This window comes from Arthrobacter sp. 05T423 (genome assembly GCF_056396245.1).
In genome coordinates, this window is record NZ_JBFTLC010000012.1 from 1 (window position 1) to 20,294 (window position 20,294).

The 20,294-nt window shown below is 64.5% G+C and carries 17 protein-coding genes and 1 tRNA gene; 4 read left to right on the top strand and 14 right to left on the bottom strand.

Going from position 1 to position 20,294, the window contains the following annotated elements; translation table 11 throughout:
- Positions 1-233: 233 nt before the first annotated feature.
- Positions 234-1,232, bottom strand: coding sequence for a C40 family peptidase (locus tag AC1DFE_RS10945; protein WP_476905912.1), 999 nt, complete (start codon positions 1,230-1,232; stop codon positions 234-236).
- Positions 1,233-2,101: 869 nt separating this feature from the next.
- Positions 2,102-3,058, bottom strand: coding sequence for an RNA polymerase sigma factor (locus AC1DFE_RS10950; RefSeq protein ID WP_476905913.1), 957 nt, complete (start codon positions 3,056-3,058; stop codon positions 2,102-2,104).
- A 143-nt stretch (positions 3,059-3,201) separates the two neighbouring features.
- Here AC1DFE_RS10950 and AC1DFE_RS10955 point away from each other — a divergent pair, with 143 nt between their 5' ends.
- Positions 3,202-3,525: an ArsR/SmtB family transcription factor gene (locus AC1DFE_RS10955; RefSeq protein ID WP_354261531.1), complete on the top strand. Its 324-nt coding sequence runs from the start codon at positions 3,202-3,204 to the stop codon at positions 3,523-3,525.
- Here AC1DFE_RS10955 and AC1DFE_RS10960 read toward each other — a convergent pair.
- Both AC1DFE_RS10960 and AC1DFE_RS10965 read right to left on the bottom strand, forming a co-directional pair.
- Positions 3,479-3,982 (bottom strand): hypothetical protein, encoded by a 504-nt coding sequence (locus AC1DFE_RS10960; protein ID WP_476905914.1) that lies wholly within the window; start codon positions 3,980-3,982, stop codon positions 3,479-3,481. The genes AC1DFE_RS10955 and AC1DFE_RS10960 overlap by 47 nt on opposite strands.
- 43 nt (positions 3,983-4,025) lie before the next feature.
- Positions 4,026-4,367, bottom strand: a complete 342-nt coding sequence (locus AC1DFE_RS10965) for a hypothetical protein (RefSeq protein ID WP_476905915.1) — start codon at positions 4,365-4,367, stop codon at positions 4,026-4,028.
- A gap of 180 nt (positions 4,368-4,547) precedes the next feature.
- On the opposite strand from AC1DFE_RS10965, the gene AC1DFE_RS10970 reads away from it, so the two are divergent.
- Together AC1DFE_RS10970 and AC1DFE_RS10975 are read left to right on the top strand one after the other, a co-directional pair.
- Entirely contained in the window at positions 4,548-4,808 is a 261-nt protein-coding gene (locus tag AC1DFE_RS10970) for an ArsR family transcriptional regulator (protein ID WP_476906008.1), read from the top strand.
- A 44-nt stretch (positions 4,809-4,852) separates the two neighbouring features.
- Entirely contained in the window at positions 4,853-5,068 is a 216-nt protein-coding gene (locus tag AC1DFE_RS10975) for a helix-turn-helix domain-containing protein (RefSeq protein WP_476905916.1), read from the top strand.
- A 357-nt stretch (positions 5,069-5,425) separates the two neighbouring features.
- Here AC1DFE_RS10975 and AC1DFE_RS10980 read toward each other — a convergent pair whose 3' ends face one another.
- Positions 5,426-6,556: a tyrosine-type recombinase/integrase gene (locus AC1DFE_RS10980; protein WP_476905917.1), complete on the bottom strand. Its 1,131-nt coding sequence runs from the start codon at positions 6,554-6,556 to the stop codon at positions 5,426-5,428.
- A gap of 86 nt (positions 6,557-6,642) precedes the next feature.
- A tRNA-Leu gene (locus AC1DFE_RS10985) sits at positions 6,643-6,724 on the bottom strand.
- 206 nt (positions 6,725-6,930) lie between these two features.
- Here AC1DFE_RS10985 and AC1DFE_RS10990 point away from each other — a divergent pair.
- The gene (locus tag AC1DFE_RS10990; RefSeq protein WP_306922492.1) at positions 6,931-7,536 is read left to right on the top strand and encodes an ANTAR domain-containing response regulator; all 606 of its coding nucleotides are present in this window, start codon (positions 6,931-6,933) and stop codon (positions 7,534-7,536) included.
- Between the two features lie 131 nt (positions 7,537-7,667).
- On the opposite strand, the gene pyk is transcribed toward AC1DFE_RS10990, so the two are convergent.
- From pyk to AC1DFE_RS11030, 8 genes are all read right to left on the bottom strand, one after another.
- Complete coding sequence (gene pyk, locus AC1DFE_RS10995; RefSeq protein ID WP_476905918.1) at positions 7,668-9,188, bottom strand: pyruvate kinase; 1,521 nt, start codon at positions 9,186-9,188, stop codon at positions 7,668-7,670.
- Between the two features lie 83 nt (positions 9,189-9,271).
- Positions 9,272-10,729 (bottom strand): glutamate synthase subunit beta, encoded by a 1,458-nt coding sequence (locus tag AC1DFE_RS11000; protein WP_476905919.1) that lies wholly within the window; start codon positions 10,727-10,729, stop codon positions 9,272-9,274.
- Entirely contained in the window at positions 10,722-15,338 is a 4,617-nt protein-coding gene (gltB, locus tag AC1DFE_RS11005; protein ID WP_476905920.1) for a glutamate synthase large subunit, read from the bottom strand. Before gltB ends, AC1DFE_RS11000 begins: the two co-directional genes overlap by 8 nt.
- A 266-nt stretch (positions 15,339-15,604) precedes the next feature.
- The gene (gene lgt / locus AC1DFE_RS11010) at positions 15,605-16,903 is read right to left on the bottom strand and encodes a prolipoprotein diacylglyceryl transferase (RefSeq protein ID WP_476905921.1); all 1,299 of its coding nucleotides are present in this window, start codon (positions 16,901-16,903) and stop codon (positions 15,605-15,607) included.
- 7 nt (positions 16,904-16,910) lie between these two features.
- Positions 16,911-17,714 carry a tryptophan synthase subunit alpha gene (gene trpA, locus AC1DFE_RS11015; protein WP_476905922.1) on the bottom strand — a complete coding sequence of 268 codons (804 nt, stop codon included), beginning with the start codon at positions 17,712-17,714 and terminating at the stop codon, positions 16,911-16,913.
- The gene (gene trpB / locus AC1DFE_RS11020) at positions 17,711-19,036 is read right to left on the bottom strand and encodes a tryptophan synthase subunit beta (RefSeq protein WP_476905923.1); all 1,326 of its coding nucleotides are present in this window, start codon (positions 19,034-19,036) and stop codon (positions 17,711-17,713) included. The genes trpA and trpB overlap by 4 nt, the downstream gene beginning before the upstream one ends.
- 94 nt (positions 19,037-19,130) lie before the next feature.
- Positions 19,131-19,949, bottom strand: coding sequence for an indole-3-glycerol phosphate synthase TrpC (gene trpC, locus AC1DFE_RS11025; RefSeq protein ID WP_476905924.1), 819 nt, complete (start codon positions 19,947-19,949; stop codon positions 19,131-19,133).
- A 2-nt stretch (positions 19,950-19,951) separates the two neighbouring features.
- Positions 19,952-20,233 (bottom strand): HGxxPAAW family protein, encoded by a 282-nt coding sequence (locus AC1DFE_RS11030; RefSeq protein ID WP_476905925.1) that lies wholly within the window; start codon positions 20,231-20,233, stop codon positions 19,952-19,954.
- Between the last annotated feature and the right edge of the window lie 61 nt (positions 20,234-20,294).

Below are 20,294 nucleotides of genomic sequence, written 5' to 3' on the forward strand. Positions count from 1 at the left end.
GCCTAGCCTACGACGAACTCGGCATCGATCATTACGACAAAACAAACCCCGAACGCGCCAGAAATCGCCTCCAACGCCGAATGCTCGCGCTCGGATTCGAGCCCAACCTCACCCCAATTTCCCCAGGGAGGTCACCTTCGTTTTCTTAGTAGACGCCATCTTGGACACGTCCAACCCGGATAAGGAACCGGTGGCCCTAACGCCAGGAGAGCCTGCCGTCACCTAGACCACCTTCACTTCAGTAGATCAAAATATGCCGTATGCGAGTTCCAGGTGATCGGGTGCAGCAACGTGCCGACCGCAGGATTGAGCGCGCTGTACATTTTGCCGTCGCCGGCGTAAATGCCCACGTGTCCCCAGTTGTTCGGGCCCTGTGCGTTCTGCACCACGAGATCTCCTGGTTGCGGAGTGCGAGTCCTTACGCCCACCCTCCATTGCTCCACGCGTGGCAGGTTGATTCCTGCCCGCCGGTATATCCACTGGACATAGCCTGAGCAGTCCCACGCCTTGAAAGCTGTGCCGCCCCACACGTATGTGCCGCCGACGCCTTCTTGCGTAAACCGCAGAATATCTTTTCGGATCTGGCTCAAATTGGTGCGCTGAAGCATTGGCTGCGAGGCACTCGTCGAGTCTGTGCAGGGATACGAGGTGACACTGCCCGACAGTGCATCAACTATGGCAGAAGCCTCCGGCTCCCATCGGGCATATAGTTCGGGAAACGCCGACACTTGGACGGCCTGTGCAGCCTGGCCTTTACTCATGAACTGCCAGCCCGGGATGTCCAGCAACCCGCGAGGGCTGCCGTGATTTGGTCCGCTTGGGCCGCCATAGAAGGCTCTCACGTTGTACGCGGGGTCCATCAGTTGCCCGATGGACCCCCAACCAGCCGCCGGACGTTGTTGGGCAGTGCCGAGGGAATCATGGTCGCTGCCGACGCCGTCATGCGGGAATCGTAGCGAGGCAGGAACGTTCGAGTTCGCCAGCACTCTGAGACTGGATTCCTGCAAAGCCATCATGATCGCGATGATCTGGCCATCGCGAGGTACGCCCAGTTGCTTTCCGACTGAGATGTACTGCCTTGCAACGACAGATTGGCGGACAGACAGACTCGCTGGACTTTGGCTGTCAGAACCAACGCTCAGTGGATCGGTCCCCGGGCTGGCTGAGAGACATACAGGCGAGCTGGCCACGGGGTTGAGGCCGAGGGCCGCAATGCAGGCGGAAAACGCCACAGTGCCCACCATAACCAGGGCTGTGGCTGCTGCCACCGAGGCCCGAAAAATTAGACGACGCCTGGCTAGAGCCGCAAGAATGGCGGGTGCCGGCATCAGTAGACGATCCTGTTGGCCGCAGCGTAGAACCCGACCATGACGCAATGATCTGGAGGAGCCATGTCGGCCGGTGGACAATTCATCATGACGCTCACGGGCGCTATGTACATGTTCCGGGAAGAGCTCGTTTGGTCCAGAACGCGAAGCGAGACGGTGCACACGTGCAGTCCCGCCCAAGGCGCCGGCCGCTCCCGCACCTTCGCCAACTCGAAGTCGCAGCGCAGAGACTGGACCGCTGCAGTTCGGCGGGCCTGTTGCCCTGCTAAGGACGCATATGTTCCGGCGTTTACCCCCGTGGCTTCGAACTCTTGCACCAACACCGTAAGTGGATTGGATCCGTCCGGCAGCACATTCCACCAGTCACGAAGCCGTGAGTAGACCTCAGAATACGTTGAGTTACGGGTGTCCCAGGTATAGATCGTCTTGGCTGCCGTGGCGGCTAGCCTGCGATAGTCGGTGGTCCGAGGTGAAGCCGAAACATCGTTGCCGTCGACGGTGGGCGCCGGCGATGGAACTACCGCCGTCGGCGTCGGCGAGGTGCCCGTCGCAGCGTCCGGTGTCGTTTCACTCGGCCGTGGCGGATCCGGTTCCGCGGCGGGCCCCTGTGGAGGGCGGGACAGAACGAAGATGACCGTGGCTAGGGCCGCAAGGACGATGACGATAAACCACCATCGACGCCTGCTGCTAGAACCAGAGAGCGAGCTTCTTCGCGATAACCACATATCAGCCTCCTCACCTGCTCATTGCAAGAGGACCGGCTTCATGCATGATCAGCGAGCGCGTAGCATGCCGGCACGGATGATCCGCCACGAGGCTTGATACAGCCGTCGGGCGAAACCGATTTGTACGGCCACGTAGCGTTCGGTCACGCCAAGCTCTGCGGCCACGGCTTGCAATGCCCGGGCTCGTTCTGGCCCTCGGAGTCCTGGACGAACAATGGTGGCGGCAGTTCGTCGGAGCACAGGGGTTGGCAGGCAGGCTACGGCCTGCTCGCACACGTCGTTGATGTTGCCGACGGCCGTTGGCTCAACCTCTAGTGCGTGTTGGACGGTCCGTGCCGTCTGGCGGACCACAGTGACCGCACGCCACCGGCGGCGGTCCTGGTTCGACGGTAGACCGTACTGGCGAGGTCCGGTGAGACTAACCACGGCAAGTTCCCAGACTCCCGGAGGAACGCTCGAACGCGTCAACTCAATGATCGTCCGAGCCCAGTCCTGATCAACAACTTTCTCTGCACTTCGGTCCCCGACCCTGTCAAAACCGAGAAAGTCCACAGCATCCAGTGACGCCGCTCCTTCGCCGCAGTCCGGTTCCATGAGGAGGGGAAGCGTCTGACGGCTCAATTCGCGGCGGATGTACGCGGCGCAGACGTTGCAGCAGACGCCCTGCACCCATGCGGCGAAGGGAACTCCGGGCAGCTGGCGGTAACGGCCTCGCGTTACTCCTTCCCAGACCGCGACTCGAATGTCTTGCATAACGTCGTCCGCATCGGACGCCCGGCCAATGCGACCGAGGTGCGAAATGACATATCCACGCACACTGTCGACGGCGACCATGATCTGATCCACAGGAACTGCGAGCGCGGCGGGCTCCGGAGCGCGGCGTAGGGAGACATCAACGTAAATCTTGGTTGCTTGTTCGTTCTGGGCCTGATCTGCCCTGGTTTCGACTCTCATGGTCTTCACCGCTTCGAGTAGACAATCCAATGAGTCCGGCGTCAGCACCAAGTCAGGCGCCTGGGGTGCGGCGGCCAAGAACCAAGGCCAACCACAACTACGAAAAGACTATGGAAACTATTGTCAAAGATACTTAAAGTATCGTCAAGACTCCAAGTCTTACTTTTTGAGTGGCGTTCGATAAGAATGGTCTTATGCCAAGGATTACCCAGCCACACGACGAAGCATGGTCTGCCGACGTCGAGGCTGCAGTGGCTACATTCGGCAATAGGGCACGCAACGAAATCCTCCGCTATCTTTCCGCACACGGCCCCGCCACCCGAGGTGACATCGTCGCTTCAGTTAGCGCTGGCGAACCCAGTGTCGCGAAGCACCTGCTTGCACTGGAGGAGTCGGGCGCCGTCGTCGTCGACGTGGAACCAGGCCGGCGGCATGGCCGCTCACCACGGTATTCAACAAATCCCGCACGAATCAGGGAACTGTTGGCTGCCCATCTTGAGTATCTTCTGGAGGACTAGCGGCCGCCTGCTCACCTTCGGGATGGCGCCCAATATCCCTATTCAAGTACTCAGAGATGGCCCTCAAAGTCTCGGGGGATACGTCCCCCAGGGTTCGAGCGGCGAAGGACTTTACGCGAGCAGCCCGGAGAGACTTAACGAATTCCAGCTGCGAGTCGATGCGCTCGGGCAGTTCAGTATCGTCGTCGATCAGATACGAGGGATTGACCTTGAAAATACTGCATAGCCCGGAGAGCAAAACCGGGTCGCTAACCAGGCGCCCGGTCCCCTCTTTCATATAGAACCACCGCGCTCGGGAAAGCTTGATCCCCCTGGCCGCAAGCTCGGCCTGAACTTCCCTGAACGTCACCGGCTTCCCCCGCTCGGCGACCGCCGCATCCAGCAGCAGGTTTAGCCGGCGCGCCAGCTGAGCTTGAGGAGACAACGCATCGCCGCGCCCAGACTCGGCACCCCGCATTGCCCACACTCCTCGTTCAGCGGACGGGGGCCAGTTGGCTTGGTCAAGGTCTGGAACTCCCCTCCGCCCCAGTATTCCCTGAGTCGTTTGACTCGGCAATCAACTGCTCGATCCGACCGTCAAGGTAAGAGATCAACACGAGACCAGACGATGGCCGCACGGGTAATCCTTGGATCCCCGGAGCGGCCATAGCCTGCCACATCCGTAGGACAGCCTGCGGCAACACCCCATGGGCATCCAGATGGAAGCAGACCTCCGTCAGCACGTCTTTTAGCGCGCGTAAGAGCTCTGTTTGTTCTTCCTTTGAGTCGAAGCCCCAATAGCGCTCAGCACGGAGCATCCCGGCCGCATCCCGGAAGGCCTTAACCTGTGGATGGTCATCCATGACATTCTCCTTGCTCGTCAGGCATCATCAGCCCATCAGCTAGCGGTTCCGTTGCATCATTTCCCCGGCGAGCCTCTTCCAACATGATCTCGGCGAGAGTAACCTGCTGCTGTAGACCCGTCTACAGCAGCAGGTCCCGCATACTTCTTGGGTTGTGGTCTCTCCATGTCGAATATCCTGATGAACCGAACGCGAAGCCAAATCATCCGCTTCCTTCTGAGGAACGGCCCGTCGACCTGTGGCCAAATCGGAACGGGCCTCCGAGCTTCGCCGTCCACGATTCGCCGACAGCTCACTCTCTTGGGCCGCGCCGGCCTGGTACAACGCTCGTCCGATCAATTCGACGCCTCGGCAGAGCAGGTCCAGCGACAGGTGGAAGCGCTCGCGGAAAGCTTCAGCGCCCAGATCATGCCGACCGTCGGCCCTTCGCCCATGAACTAAGAACCGAGCTGGCCATCGTGCTGGCAAGCACGACGGAGACCCAGATGACCTCACTTCCAAAACGCGGCCGAAGCATCGACACCACAGACGAAACTTGGCTAACGCCGAAAGAGATCTGCGCGCTGCTGCAGATCCCCGAGCAGACCTTCTATCAGTGGCGTGCCAAACACGTTGGACCGCGCGCGTACCGCATTGGCCGCCACCTGCGGATCAGCCGCAGCGACTTTGCCGCCTGGCTCGCCCTGCACGCCGAGGAATAACGCGTCCGGTCATGCAGACGGCCGCCACCCCGTCCATGAGCTAGAGCAGGCCCCACAACGGGCGCCGCTCCACGATGACGAGGGGATCGAAGACGGCATGAAACTCGAATTCTTCGAACCAGCCGAGGCTGCTTCGGTTCTAAAGTGCTCAGAGGCGTGGCTCCGGGACGGGGCTGCAAAGGGCGAGTTCCCCCACTCTGTCTGGGGCAAGGGGAAGATCGTGTTTACGTCAGTGCACTTGAAAGAGATTGCTCTGTTGCGTGAAGTCCGGAGGACCGCGCAATCGCCAACGTCCGTCAGAGTAATTGGAACCCGGGCACAGGCACGGCAGAAAACCTCCTAGCTGCCGTGGTCCATTTAGCTGCGCCAGATGGCGGCGGATCGTTCCACTGCATCGGCGGCGTCCTGGAGGGCCTGCGGCATCAGGTGCCCGTACACCTGCTCCGTTGTTCGAGTGGATGCATGCCCGAGCCGCCGGGACACTGTAAACAACGAAACGCCGTCCTGAATCAGCCAGGACGCATGCGTATGGCGCAGATCGTGGATGCGGGGTTCCTTGGTGAGCCCTCTGGCCTGTGCCGCCTTCACAGCAGGGACCCAGTAGTGATGCCAGTAAAGCTTGTGAATGATCCGTTCACCCTTGGGGGTGGTAAACAGGAGCTCCTTGCCAGGACGGCTGGCCACCAGGGGAACAAGAACGTCCACCAGATGTGGGTTGAGTGAGACTGTCCTCTTTCCGGCACCGGTCTTTGTCGCGCCGATGTAGTACTCCGATTCTTTCCCGCGCTTCCACGCTTTGTTGATTCGGATTGTCGGGGGCTTGGACGTGAGGTCGACGTCGGCCACGGTCACCGCAGTTGCCTCGCCGAATCTGGTTCCAGTCATGACCAGGAACTCCGTGAAAGCCTTGTACCTCTCCCCCATACCCTCGAGGATGAGCCCGAACTCAGCGTGAGTCAGGAAACGGGCTTCGTCCTCTGCTTTCTCGCCGGACGGAAGCTGGACCCCGCGGCACGGATTGTCCTTCCGGTAGCGCAGCATCACGGCGGTTTCCATGGCGGCGTAGATCAAACCGTGATTGTTCTTGATGGTTTTGGGCGACCGGCCCTTCGCCTGCATCGATTTGATCCAGTACGTCATGTGCCGGTAATCAAGCTTGTCGACCGGAATGTGCCCTATGACGTCGGTAATGTGCAGCTTCAACATCGTTTGGTACGTCTGGACAGTCCCCACAGACGGGCGCACCAGCAGATCGATGTGCTCCTGGATGACGGCGGCGACCGTCGGTGCCTTGGTCTGGTTCTGAACCATCGCATGCTGCGCGATTTCGAACGACTGGTTATTGGCATCGAGGAGACGCTTTAGGGTGGTCGCTTCTGCTTCAGTCGCGAAAGTGATGCCGTGCTCTTTGCGCGTTGCAGGGTCACGCCAGCAGACCATGAACGAGGTGGAGCCGTCCTTTTTGGTGCGCCTTTTAATGCTGGCCATGGGCAAAATGCTACGCCGCTGTCCACACTTTTCGTAGATTTGTCCACACCCAGCGGCGAGAAAGCCGCTGACCTGCGAAAACACTGTGCCCGAGGTGGGACTCGAACCCACACACCTTTCGATACCGCATTTTGAGTGCGGCGCGTCTGCCAATTCCGCCACTCGGGCGCGGAGTACACGGAGTAACAATCGTAGGCTCACAACGAAGTGTGATCAACGCAGCCACTACCAGTGCGCGGATTTACTCTACATGCAGATAGGCTAAAACCCAGAATCGCGCCACCGCCGTCGCAACAAGCCATGCCGATCCAAGTACAAGCGCGGGGCCCAACTAAGATGGTCATAGTCCCGCCGTACCTTTTCAAGGAGATCCCGTGTCAGAACCGACGGAGTCAAACAAAACGTCCCAGCCGGCGCGCCGCGTCGTTGTGGCCGAAGACGAAACCCTCATCCGCCTGGACATCATCGAAATCCTGCGCGGCGAAGGCTACGACGTCATCGGCGAGGCCGACAACGGCGAGAAGGCCGTGCAGCTGGCCGAGGAGCTCAAGCCGGACCTGGTCCTCATGGACGTCAAGATGCCCGTCATGGACGGCATCTCAGCGGCCGAGAAGATCGTCAAGGCACGTATCGCCCCTGTGGTCCTGTTGACCGCCTTCAGCCAGAAGGAACTCGTGGAGCGCGCCCGCGACGCGGGCGCCATGGCCTACGTGGTGAAGCCGTTCACTCCGGCCGACCTGATCCCCGCACTGGAGATCGCCCTCTCCCGGCACGAGGAGATCAAGGCCCTCGAAGCCGAGGTCACCGACCTGCAGGAGCAGTTCGCCACCCGTAAGCTCGTGGAACGCGCCAAGAGCCTGCTGACCACCAAGATGGGCCTGACGGAGCCGGAAGCTTTCCGCTGGATCCAGAAAACCTCAATGGACCGCCGCCTGAGCATGCGCGAAGTGGCCGAGACCATCATCAACCAGGTCAACTAACGCCACAAGCAACGCACAGGAAGGACCCGGCAGCGCGCCGGGTCCTTCCGCTTTCCAGTGACGAGACAACAAAAAGGGAGGACCCCGGCCACCGGTGAACTGGTGGCGGGGATCCTCCCTTTCAGGTCTGGCTACTCAGCGGGAGCCGCGGCAGCCTTGTCCTTGTTCCTCTTCTTCTTTTCCGGCCACGGGCCGAGCTTTTCCTTCTTCTCGGCGGCTTCGCCGAGGCGCGGGGTGTCCGCGAGGTCGCCCACCTTGTGGACCTTCAGCGAGTTGGTCGAACCCGCCTTTCCGGGAGGGGAACCGGCAGCGATGACCACGAGATCGCCGTCTTCCACCAGTCCCATGTCCAGCAGGCTGCGGTCCACCTGTGCGGTCATTTCATCAGTGTGGCCCACCATGGCAACCAGTTGCGGCTGGATGCCCCAGGTCAGAGCCAACTGGTTCCACACGTGCTCCACCGGAGTGAACGCGAAGACCGGCTTGATCGGGCGAAGACGGGACAGGCGGCGCGCCGAGTCACCGGACTGCGTGAACGTACAGATGTACTTGGCGTCCAGCTGGTCGGCGATTTCGACGGCGGCACGGGTGATGGCGCCACCGCGGGTCTTGGGCTTGGTGCCCAGCGGGGGGACGCGCTCCAGGCCGTGCTCCTCCGTGGACTCGATGATCCGGGCCATGGTCTTGACCGTCTCAATCGGGTACTTGCCCACGCTGGTCTCGCCGGAGAGCATGACCGCGTCGGCGCCGTCGAGCACCGCGTTGGCGCAGTCGGAGGCCTCGGCGCGGGTGGGGCGCGGGTTGTCGATCATGGACTCGAGCACCTGGGTGGCCACGATGACCGGCTTGGCCCAGCGGCGTGCCAGTTCGATGGCGCGCTTCTGAACGATCGGCACCTCCTCCAGCGGAAGCTCCACGCCGAGGTCGCCACGGGCCACCATGATCGCGTCGAACGCGTCGATGATTTCGTGGAGTTGCTCCACGGCCTGGGGCTTTTCGATCTTGGCGATCACCGGAACGCGGCGGCCTTCTTCATCCATAATCTCGTGGACGCGCTTGATGTCGCCCGCGTCACGGACGAAGGACAGCGCGACGAGGTCCACACCGCGGCGGATGGCCCAGCGCAGGTCATCCTCGTCCTTTTCGCTCAGTGCGGGGACGTTGACGGCAACGCCCGGGAGGTTGATGCCCTTGTTGTTGGACACCATGCCGCCAACGGTCACCTTGGCGACAACCTTCACGTCGTCCACCTCGATGGCGCGCAGCGCCACCTTGCCGTCGTCGATCAGCAGCGCATCGCCCGGGTTGACGTCTTCGGTGAGGCTCTTGAGCGTGGTGGAGCAGATGTCCTTGGTGCCGGGCACGTCCTCTGTGGTGATCGTGAAGATGTCCCCCACGGCCAGCTGGTGCGGACCGTCGACGAAGCGGCCCAGGCGGATCTTGGGGCCCTGCAGGTCAGCCATGATCGCGACGGCCTTGCTCAGGTCGGACGCGGCCTTCCGGACATTTTCATAGGTGTTGTCATGCACGGAGTAGTCGCCGTGGCTCATGTTCATGCGGGCTACATCAACGCCGGCTTCCAGCACCGCGAGGGTGTTTTCATAGCTGGCAATGGCCGGTCCGAAGGTGGCCACAATCTTTGCGCGTCTCATATACCTACCCTATTTGTCACTTGCATTGGTTAAGTTGTCGCGGAGATGAATTCCATCCCCGCCTTGGCGCACAGGACGACTCGTTACAGGACGGCGATGGCGCGGTCCGTCGGAGCCACGGGTGCAGGAAGGATGGTGCTGCCCATCAGGTACTTGTCCACCGCGGCCGCGGCGGCACGGCCTTCGGCGATGGCCCACACGATCAGGGACTGTCCGCGGCCGGCGTCTCCTGCCACGAAGATACCCTCGGTGTTGGTCATGTAGTACCCGTCGCGGGCCACGTTGCCGCGGCCGTCGAACTCGGCGCTGACCTGCTCGGTGATGCCGGCCGGTTCGGCTCCGGTGAAGCCCAGCGACAGGAACACCAGGTCTGCAGGGATGATCCGCTCGGTGCCGGCCTTGGGGAGGCGCTTGCCATCGACGAATTCGGTCTCCGCGACCTTGACACCGGTCAGCTTGCCGTCCTCGCCCACGAATTCCACGGTGGAGGCAAGGTACGTGCGCTCACCGCCTTCCTCGTGGGCGCTGGCCACCTCGAAGACGGTGGGGAACGTCGGCCACGGCTGGTGGCCGGCACGCTCCAGCGGCGGCTGCTTGCCGATGGCCAGGGTGGTCACCGAGGCAGCCTGGTGGCGGTGCGCCGTGCCGATGCAGTCCGCACCGGTGTCGCCGCCGCCGAGGATTACGACGTGCTTGCCGCGGGCGTCGATGTGGTTCTCCGGGGACTCCCCCGCCACCAGGCGGTTGGAAGGCACCAGGTAATCCATGGCGAAGTGCACGCCGTCCAGGTCCCGGCCCGGGATGGGCAGGTCACGCGGCACCGTGGCGCCCGTGGCGATGACCACGGCGTCGTAGCGGCGGCGCAACTGCTCCCAGGTGACGTCCGAACCGACGGCGACGCCGGTGCGGAAGCGGGTGCCTTCGGCCTTCATCTGCTCGAGCCGGCGGTCCACCTGCTCTTTTTCCATCTTGAAGTCGGGAATGCCGTAACGCAGCAGGCCGCCGATCTTGTCGTCCCGTTCGTACACGGCCACGGTGTGGCCCACGCGGGTCAGCTGCTGTGCAGCCGCCAAGCCGGCAGGGCCGGAACCGACGACGGCGACCGTCTTGCCAGTGAGGCGGTGCGGCGGCAGCGGGTTGACCCAGCCGTTGTCGAACGCCTCATCGATGATGGACACCTCCACCTGCTTGATGGTCACAGCAGGCTGGTTAATCCCCAGCACGCAGGACGCCTCGCACGGGGCGGGACACAGCCGGCCAGTCCATTCGGGGAAGTTGTTGGTGGCGTGCAGCCGCTCAATCGCTTCCTCGCCCTTGTCCCGCCACATGAGGTCGTTCCACTCGGGAATCAGGTTCCCCAGCGGGCAGCCCTGGTGGCAGAACGGCACGCCGCAGTCCATGCAGCGGCCGGCCTGGCTCTTCAGGACACCCTTTTCCTGGGCCTCATACACTTCCTTCCAGTCCATGATGCGGACGGGAACGGGACGGCGCGGCTGGGTTTCACGCTGACGTACTTTCAGAAATCCGCGTGGATCAGCCACCGGTCACCTCCAGGATTCGAGACCAAACTTCTTCGCCGTCGGGGTCGAGGCCCTCTTCGATGGCGTCAAGACGGGTTTGCAGCACTGCGGCGTAGTCGCGCGGCAGCACCTTTGTAATGCGGGCAGCGGTGTCGTCGAAGTTGTCGAGCAGGCGCGCTGCCAGCTGGGATTCGGTTTCCTCCACGTGCTTGACCAGCAGGCCGTGGACGATGTCGCGGTCCTCGGCGTCCAGCTCGAGGAGCTGGAGTTCGCCGGACTCGAGGGCCTGCTTGTTGACGCGTTCGGTCCGCAGGTCCAGCACGTAGGCCGTGCCGCCGGACATGCCGGCGCCGAAGTTGCGGCCGGTGCGCCCGATGATCAGCGTCTGGCCGCCGGTCATGTACTCGCAGCCGTGGTCACCGATCCCTTCAGCAACCGCGGTGGCGCCCGAGTTGCGGACCAGGAAGCGTTCGCCCACCTGGCCGCGCAGGAACATCTCGCCGCTCGTCGCGCCGTAGCCGATCACGTTGCCGGCAACCACGTTGCGCTCGGCCTGGAACACGTTGGTGCGGTCCGGGCGGACGATGATCCGGCCGCCGGAAAGACCCTTGCCGACGTAGTCGTTGGAGTCGCCGAACAAGCGCAGCGTGATGCCGGCAGGCAGGAAGGCTCCCAGCGACTGCCCGGCGGTGCCGTTCAGCGTGATATCGATCGTGTCCGTGGCCAGCACGTCCGTGCCGAACGTCTTGGTCACGACGTGGCCGAGCATGGTGCCCACCGAGCGGTCGGTGTTGATGACGTCAACCGTGATCTTCACCGGGGCACGGTCGGTCAGCGCCTCTGCGGCCATGGTGATGAGCCGCTGGTCGAAGTGCTTGTCCAGCTCGTGGTTCTGGCCGGTCAGGTTCCGCAGCGGGGCGTCGTCGTCGAACTCAAGGCCGTGCAGGATCGGATCCAGGTCCAGGCCCTCTGCCTTCCAGTGGCTGATGGCCTCCTGGGTGTCCAGCATTTCGGCGTGGCCGATCGCCTCCTCGATGCTCCGGAAACCGAGCTCCGCCAGGATCTCGCGGACTTCCTCGGCCAGGAACTCGAAGAAGTTCACCACGAACTCCGGCTTGCCGCTGAAGCGGGCGCGCAGCTCAGGGTTCTGGGTAGCCACGCCCACCGGGCAGGTGTCCAGGTGGCAGACGCGCATCATGATGCAGCCCTCAACCACCAGCGGTGCGGTGGCGAAGCCGAATTCCTCCCCGCCAAGCAGCGCGGCAATAACGACGTCGCGTCCGGTCTTGAGCTGGCCGTCCACCTGCACCACCACACGGTCGCGCAGGCCGTTGAGCATGAGGGTCTGCTGGGTCTCTGCGAGACCCAGCTCCCACGGCACACCGGCGTGCTTGAGCGAGTTCAGCGGCGAGGCGCCGGTACCGCCGTCGTGCCCGGAAACAAGCACGACGTCGGCCTTGGCCTTGGTAACGCCGGCGGCAACTGTGCCGATGCCCACCTCGGAGACGAGTTTGACGTGCACCCGGGCCGAGGGGTTGGCGCGTTTCGCATCGTAGATGAGCTGCGCGAGGTCCTCGATCGAGTAGATGTCGTGGTGCGGGGGCGGGGAGATGAGTCCGACGCCGGGGGTCGAGTGGCGCGTCCGGGCAACCCAGGGGTAGACCTTCTGCGCCATCAGCTGGCCGCCTTCACCGGGCTTGGCGCCCTGGGCCATCTTGATCTGGATGTCGTCCGCGTTGCTCAGGTACAGGCTGGTGACGCCGAAGCGGCCCGAGGCAATCTGCTTGACGGCGGAACGGCGCTCCGGGTCGAGCAGCCGGTCCACGTCCTCGCCGCCCTCACCGGTGTTGGACTTGCCGCCCAGCCGGTTCATGGCGATTGCAAGGGTCTCGTGGGCTTCCTTGGAGATGGAACCGTAGCTCATGGCACCCGTGGAGAAGCGCTTGACGATGCTGGAGACCGGCTCGACTTCCTCGAGCGGCACGGCGGGACGCACGCCGTCCTTGAACTTGAGCAGACCGCGCAGGGTCATCAGGTTCTCGGACTGGTCGTCCACGCCCTTGGTGTAGGCCTTGAAGATGTCGTAACGGCGCTCACGCGTGGCGTGCTGCAGCCGGAAGACCGTCTCCGGGTTGAAGAGGTGCGGCTCGCCGTCGCGGCGCCACTGGTACTCGCCGCCGCCCAGCAGGGGCCGGTGCGGCTGCTCGATGCCGCCGTCCGGGTAGGCCATCTGGTGCCGCGCGGAAACCTCGGCCGCGATGACGTCCAAACCTACGCCGCCCAGCTGGGAGTGCGTGCCGGCGAAGAATTCGTCCACCAGCTCCTGGCCGAGGCCAAGCGCTTCGAACGTCTGGGCGCCGGTGTAGGACGCCACGGTGGAGATGCCCATCTTGGACATGATCTTCAGGACGCCCTTGCCGAGGCCCTTGATCAGGTTGTAAACGCCGTCCTGCGGGGTCACGCCCACCACGTCGCCGGCAGCGATAAGCTGCTCGACGGATTCCATGGCCAGGTACGGGTTCACGGCGGACGCGCCGTAGCCCACGAGGACTGCCACGTGGTGCGTCTCGCGGACGTCGCCGGCCTCGACCACCAGGGCGGTCTTGGTGCGGTTGGCGCTGCGCAGCAGGTGGTGGTGCACGGCGCTGACCAGCAGCAGGGACGGAATCGGGGCCCACTGGGCGTTGGAGTCGCGGTCCGAGAGGACCACATACTGCACGCCGCGGTTGATGGCACCGGACACCTGCTCGCAGATTTCGGTAAGCCGGGCACGCAGCGCGTTCTCGCCGCCCTCGGGGCGGTAAAGGCCGCGGACCTTCATGGCCACCTTGTCGCCGTCGGCGTTCTCGATGTTGGCGATCTTGGCGAGCTGGTCGTTGTTGATCACCGGGAACGGCAGGGAGACCTGCGGCTGGCGCACCTGCTTGGTGTCCAGGAGGTTTCCGTTGGGGCCGATGGCGCAGGTCAGGGAGGTGACCAGCTCTTCACGGATGGCGTCCAGCGGCGGGTTGGTCACCTGCGCGAAGGACTGCACGAAGTAGTCGAAGAGCAGGCGGGGGCGCTTGGACAGCACAGCCACCGGGGTGTCGGAGCCCATGGCGCCCAGCGGTTCGGCACCGGTGCGGGCCATCGGGCCAAGCAGGATCTTGAGCTCTTCGGTGGTGTAGCCGAAGGTGCGCTGGCGGATGTTCACGGACGCGGCGGTGTGCACCACGTGCTCACGTTCGGGCAGCTCGTTGAGGTCGATCAGGTTGTCCTTGACCCACTCGGCCCAGGGGTTCGCCGCGGCAACCTCGGCCTTGACCTCCTCATCACCGATGATGCGGCCCGCCTCGGTGTCCACCAGGAACATCTTGCCGGGCGAGACGCGGCCCTTCTTAACCACCTTGGAAGGTTCGACGTCGATCACGCCCACCTCGGAGGCGAAGACCACTAGGCCGTCCTCGGTGATCCAGTAGCGGCCGGGGCGCAGGCCGTTGCGGTCCAGGGTGGCGCCCACGAGGTTGCCGTCGGTGAACGACACGGCGGCGGGGCCGTCCCAGGGTTCCATCAGGAGGGAGTGGTACTCGTAGAACGCCTTGCGTGCCGGATCCATCGTGGCGTGGTTTTCCCAGGCCTCGGGGATCATCATCATGATCGAGTGCGTGATGGGGCGGCCGGACAGCCACAGCAGTTCGGCAACCTCGTCGAAGGACGCGGAGTCGGACGCGCCCGGGGTGCAGATCGGGAACAGCTCTTCCGGCGAATCGCCCAGCAGCGGGTTGGCGAGCTGGGACTGGCGGGCGCGCATCCAGTTCCGGTTGCCCTTGACGGTGTTGATTTCACCGTTGTGGGCGATGGTGCGGAACGGCTGGGCGAGCGGCCAGGACGGGAACGTGTTGGTGGAGAAGCGCGAGTGGACGATCGCCAGCTTGGTCTTGAAGCGCTTGTCCGACAGGTCCGGGTAGAACGGCTCCAGCTGCGCCGTGGTCAGCATGCCCTTGTAGACGATGGTCCGGGAGGACAGCGACGGGAAGTAGACGCCGAACTTGTTCTGGGCACGCTTGCGGATGCGCCAGGCGCGGCCGTCCAGGTCGTTGCGTTCCAGCTGCTCGCCGGTTGCCGAGGCGAAGAAGGGCTGGGAGAAGTAGGGCATGCAGGCGCGCGCCATGGCACCGACCAGGTCGGCGACGACGGGAACCTCGCGCCAGCCCAGGACGGTCAGTCCCTCGTCGGCGGCCAGGCCCTCGATGCCGGCCTTCGCGGCGCTGGCCTCGCGCTGCTCGGCAGGCAGGAAGGCGGTGCCCACCACGTACTGGCCGGGAGCCGGAAGTTCGAATTCGGTGACGGCACGGAAGAACTCGTCCGGTACCTGCATCAGGAGGCCGGCGCCGTCACCTGTTCCCTCATCGGCACCCACGGCACCGCGGTGCTCGAGGTTGCGCAGGGCGGTAAGGGCGGCGTCGACAATGTCGTAGCCAGGCTCACCGCGCAGGGTGGCGATAATCGCAAGACCGCAGGCGTCCTTCTCCTGCTCAGGGTTGTAAAGCCCGGATGCCTCGGGGAGCGCCGCGAACCGCTTGAACGGCGACATGGCGGCGTCCGGCTGGTCCGGTTCGGACCAGCTGGGGCTTGAAAGAGTTTGGGTCATGGGAGACGTCCTTCCTCCTGATCGTGCGTATGGAAGGGACAACGTTGGCCCCACTCAGAGCGCCTCTGTGATGGGCACAACAAAGTGTTATTGCTTATTGGAAATTGTAGGGCAGGCATACCTGCTGAACTAACAGTTACGCAGGCTTCCGCCCCGGGCTTGACCGGTCAGCAGCTCTATGCTGGCCGGAGTTGGCCTCTGCCACGACGCTGTGGTGTTGGGCGCTCCGAGCGGTAACTCTCTGCTGCCCTGGGTACCGGTGCCGGCTAGCGTGAGCTGCCGGCCTCCGGCGCGGTCCCGGTGTCTGTGCCACCGGACTTTCCGGTGTTCCGCGACTCCGCGGCGGTTGGGGTGCCGCCGGTGGATGCCGGGACTGCTTCCGTTTGGGCAGAAGCTAGCCCGGAACCGTTTTGGTTATCAGGGAGATTATCACGCGATTCACTATCTGAGACAACAGGGTCCGCATCACGGACCGGAGTGCCGGTCACATTCAGATCGGAACCGGAGTCCTTCCGCGTGTTCCCGCCGGCACGTACCGTTTCAGCGCCCGTCGGCTTCCCGCCGTCGGCTAACCCGTCGGCCGCCGCGGAACTCGCCTTCCCGCCGTCGGCCTTCCCGCCGTCAGCCTTTACGGCCGCCGAACCGGCGGCCCCCCGGCCCGGAAGGAAAACACTGTCCGCGTCGCCTTCTTTGCGCCGGCTCAGCACGATGAACACGGCCAGCGCGGCGATGAAAACGAAGATGCTGGTCCAGACGTTCAGCCGGGTGGTGATTCCGAACAGGTTGATCTGCTCGGCGTCGTCGATCCGCATGGCCTCGATCCAGACCCGGCCCAGCGTGTAGTACATGGCGTAGAGCCAGAAGAGCCGGCCGCGGCGGAAGTGGAACCGCCGGTCCAGCGCCAGCAGGAGCAGCACGCCCGCAATGTTCCACAGGGATTCATAGAGGAACGTGGGGTGGAACAGGGTGTCAGCCGGGTAACCGGCCGGGAAGTTGGCGTTGTCCGCGTCCACCTGGAGTCCCCACGGCAGCGTGGTTGACCCGCCGAACAGCTCCTGGTTGAAGTAGTTTCCCCACCGGCCGAGGGCCTGCGCCAGCAGAAGACCCGGCGCCGCGGCATCGATGAACGCCGTGAGCTTGACCCCTGCACGGCGGCACCCGATCCAGGCACCGAAGGAACCCAGCACCACGGCGCCCCAGATGCCCAGGCCGCCGCGCTGGATCTGCGGGATCAGCGACAGGTCCCCGGTACCGTTGAATCCAGGGCCGAAGTAGGCGTCCGGGGACGAGAACACGTGGTAAAGCCGGCCGCCGATGATGCCGAAAGGGATGGCCCAGATAGCAATGTCCCAGACGCTGCCCTCGGGCGCTCCGCGCCTGGCCCAGCGGACCGAGGTGAGCCACAGGCCCACCACGATGCCCGCCAGGATGCACAGGGCGTAGGCGTGGATGCGGAGCGATCCCCACGGCAGCGGAATGTCGAACCCGGACCAGTCGGGGCTCGGGATGCTTGCGGGCACCATGCCGGCTGGAACCAGTGCGGCTGCGGTGAGGAGCGTCTGCATGGTTGCGTTACTTCCTGGCCAGTCCGGTACTGAGGTCTTTGGTGAGCTGTGCGACGGCGTCCACGCCGCCGTCGCGCACGGCCGCCACGAGCGCCGAGCCGACGATCACACCGTCCGCGTAAGCCGCGATCTCCGCGACCTGCTCCGCGGTGGACACGCCGAGGCCCACGCACACACGTTCGGCGCCGGCTGCCTTGGCCGCCGCGACGACGTCCTCGGCCGCCGAGCTCACGGACGTCCGGGCGCCGGTGACGCCCATGATGGAGACGGCGTAGACGAAGCCGCGGCTCGCGTCCACGGTCCGGCGCATGCGCTCCGGGGTGGAGGAGGGCGCCACCAGGAAGACACGGTCCAGGCCGTACTTCTCGGACGCGTCCATCCACTCGGCTGCCTCGTCCGGGATCAGGTCCGGGGTGATGAGCCCCGCTCCCCCGGCCTCGGCCAGGCGCCGCGAGAACTCGTCCACGCCCATCCGGACCACGGGATTCCAGTACGTCATGACCAGGACTGCGGCGTCGGTCTGGCTGGTGATGCCGGCGACGACGTCAAAGACCTGGCGGACGGAGAATCCCTTGGCCAGGGCCTCCGTGGTGGCTGCCTGGATGACCGGGCCGTCCATGACCGGGTCCGAGTACGGGATGCCGATTTCGATCAGGTCGGCGCCGTTGCGCGCCAGGGCGATGCCCGCGGCGATGGTTTCCTCGACACTCGGGTACCCGGCGGGCAGGTAACCGATCAGGGCCGCACGGCCTTCCGCGCGGGCCTTGTCAATCGCGATGGCCGACTTGCTGGTGATGTCCGCTGTAGTCACAGCTGCTCCCCTTCCTTGCCGATGGCCGCCTCGGCCGAGTCCTTGTCCAGAAGGTCGAACCACTCCGCTGCCGTGGCCACGTCCTTGTCACCCCTGCCGGACAGGTTCACGATGATGATCTTCTCTGACGCACCGGCGGTTCCGCCCTCCGCCGCCAGGCGCTGGCCCACCTTGATGGCGCCCGCCAGGGCGTGCGAGGACTCGATCGCAGGAATAATGCCCTCAGTGCGGCACAGGAGCTTGAAGGCCTCCATCGCTTCACTGTCCGTGATCGGCTCGTAGCTGACCCGTCCGATGTCGGCCAGGTAGGAGTGCTCCGGCCCGACGCCGGGGTAGTCCAGCCCGGCCGAAATGGAATGCGATTCGATGGTCTGGCCGTCGTCGTCCTGCATCAGGTAGGACCGGGCCCCGTGCAGCACCCCGGGCCGGCCCAGCGTAATGGTGGCCGCGTGCCGACCGGTCTCAACGCCGTCGCCACCGGCCTCGAAGCCGTAGATCTTCACGGCCGGGTCATCGAGGAAGCCGTGGAAAATGCCGATGGCGTTGGAACCGCCGCCGATGCACGCACACACAGCGTCCGGCAGCCGGCCCGTCTGCTCCAGGATCTGCGCGCGGGCCTCCTCGCCGATGACTTCGTGGAAGTACCGGACCATGGCCGGGAACGGGTGGGCACCCGCTGCCGTGCCGAGCAGGTAGTGGGTGTCGCCGACATTGGCCACCCAGTCCCGGAGGGCTTCGTTGATGGCGTCCTTCAGGGTCTGTGACCCGTTGGTGACCGGGATGACGGTGGCTCCGAGGAGTTCCATCCGGGCCACGTTCAGCGCCTGCCGGCGGCAGTCTTCGGCACCCATGTAGACAACGCATTCCAGGCCCAGCAGCGCCGCGGCCGTGGCGCTGGCCACACCGTGCTGGCCGGCACCGGTTTCCGCGATGACGCGGGTCTTGCCCATCCGCTTGGCCAGCAGCGCCTGGCCCAGCACGTTGTTGATCTTGTGCGAGCCCGTGTGGTTCAGGTCCTCACGCTTGAGGAAGACCCGCACACCGCCGGCGTGCTCGGCAAAGCGCTTGGCCTCGGTCAGCAGCGAGGGCCGGCCGGAATAGTTCTTGTTCAGGTCCGCGATCTGGGCGGTGAATTCGGGATCGGCCTTGGCCTTCTCGAACGTGTCCTCGAGCTCGTCCAGGGCGGCGATCAGTGACTCAGGCATCCAGCGGCCCCCGTAGGCGCCGAAGTAGGGTCCCGGGGCGTGGCGCAGCGAGGTGCCTCCATGCAGGAATGCATCCACCGTGCCCTCGTCAGAGCCGGCTGTTGGCGCGTCGGCCATCAGTCTCACCATCCTGTTCACTTTTTCTTGTTGATCTCAGGCGCAACCCGCCCGCACGGTGTGCGGACAGACGGCGCCACGGTTGGGTGGTAGCTCAGGCCCGGGCAGCGATGGCCGCGGCACCGGCCGCTGTGAACTCCGCGATGCGTTCGCGCGGGGTGGCGTCGCTGACGAGCGCCTCCCCCACGAGGACGGCGTTGGCGCCGTGCGCCGCGTAGTGCGCGACGTCGTCGGCGTTCCGAACTCCGGACTCCGCCACCACCACAGCGCCGGACGGAATGCTCCCGGCGAGTGAGGCGAAAAGGGAGCGGTCGACGTCGAGCGTCTTGAGGTTGCGGACATTGACGCCGATGATCCGGGCGTCGGCGGCCACAGCGCGCTCGACTTCCTCGGGCGTGTGCGTTTCCACCAGCACGTTCATGCCGAGCTCACGGCTCAGCGCGCTGAATTCGCGCAGCTGCTGGTCAGACAGCGCCGCCACGATCAGGAGGATGAGGTCCGCACCATGCGCGCGGGCTTCCCAGATCTGGTACTCGTCCAGCGTGAAGTCCTTGCGCAGCAACGGGACATCCACCCGGGCGCGGACGGCGTCCAAATCAGCCAGCGAACCGCTGAAACGGCGCTGCTCGGTGAGCACGCTGATCACTGCGGCGCCGCCGTCGGCGTACTGCACGGCCAGTGACGCGGGGTCCGCGATACTGGCGAGGTCGCCCTTGGAGGGGCTACGGCGCTTGATCTCGGCGATGACCTTGAGCTCGCCGCGGTCCGCGGAGGTGCCGCCAAGGGCAGCCCAGGCATCCAGGGCCGGAGCCGCCGCCAGGGCGCGGTCCTTCAGTTCCGTGAGGGACACGAGGCGCATCCGGGCCTCCATGTCCTCCCTGACACCGGCATTGATGTCGTCGAGAACCGTCACGGTTAGTGGCTGTTCTTGATCTTGCTGCCGCCCACGCCGTAGCCGGCCTTGCGCATCCCGAAGCCCACCAGCAGGCCGACGAACATGACGGCGATGCCGGCCCAGAAGATGGGGCTGTTGGCAATGACGAACGCGATGGAGGCGATGAGGGCGCCGATGAGCATGACGATCACGCAGGTCCAGGCGGCCGGGCTGTTGCCGTGGCCGAGGTCGATGCTGTGGTCGATGCCGTGGTGCTCCTTGGGGGCGGTGGGCTTTGTACCGGAAACAGTGGCTTTGCTCATGTGAATCTCCTCAGGATCAATACTGCTTACATTCTGCCATTTTTTGCCGCGGCCTTCGGCA

What these genes read in the sequence shown, in the direction of transcription:
- AC1DFE_RS10975 (WP_476905916.1), top strand. Translation starts at nt 4,853, where the DNA reads ATGACCTCACTTCCAAAACGCGGCCGAAGCATCGACACCACAGACGAA.
- AC1DFE_RS10970 (WP_476906008.1), top strand. Translation starts at nt 4,548, where the DNA reads ATGAACCGAACGCGAAGCCAAATCATCCGCTTCCTTCTGAGGAACGGC.
- AC1DFE_RS10955 (WP_354261531.1), top strand. Translation starts at nt 3,202, where the DNA reads ATGCCAAGGATTACCCAGCCACACGACGAAGCATGGTCTGCCGACGTC.
- AC1DFE_RS11030 (WP_476905925.1), bottom strand. Translation starts at nt 20,233, where the DNA reads ATGAGCAAAGCCACTGTTTCCGGTACAAAGCCCACCGCCCCCAAGGAG.
- AC1DFE_RS10960 (WP_476905914.1), bottom strand. Translation starts at nt 3,982, where the DNA reads ATGCGGGGTGCCGAGTCTGGGCGCGGCGATGCGTTGTCTCCTCAAGCT.
- pyk (WP_476905918.1), bottom strand. Translation starts at nt 9,188, where the DNA reads ATGAGACGCGCAAAGATTGTGGCCACCTTCGGACCGGCCATTGCCAGC.
- AC1DFE_RS10965 (WP_476905915.1), bottom strand. Translation starts at nt 4,367, where the DNA reads ATGGATGACCATCCACAGGTTAAGGCCTTCCGGGATGCGGCCGGGATG.
- lgt (WP_476905921.1), bottom strand. Translation starts at nt 16,903, where the DNA reads ATGCAGACGCTCCTCACCGCAGCCGCACTGGTTCCAGCCGGCATGGTG.
- AC1DFE_RS10980 (WP_476905917.1), bottom strand. Translation starts at nt 6,556, where the DNA reads ATGGCCAGCATTAAAAGGCGCACCAAAAAGGACGGCTCCACCTCGTTC.
- gltB (WP_476905920.1), bottom strand. Translation starts at nt 15,338, where the DNA reads ATGACCCAAACTCTTTCAAGCCCCAGCTGGTCCGAACCGGACCAGCCG.
- trpB (WP_476905923.1), bottom strand. Translation starts at nt 19,036, where the DNA reads ATGGCCGACGCGCCAACAGCCGGCTCTGACGAGGGCACGGTGGATGCA.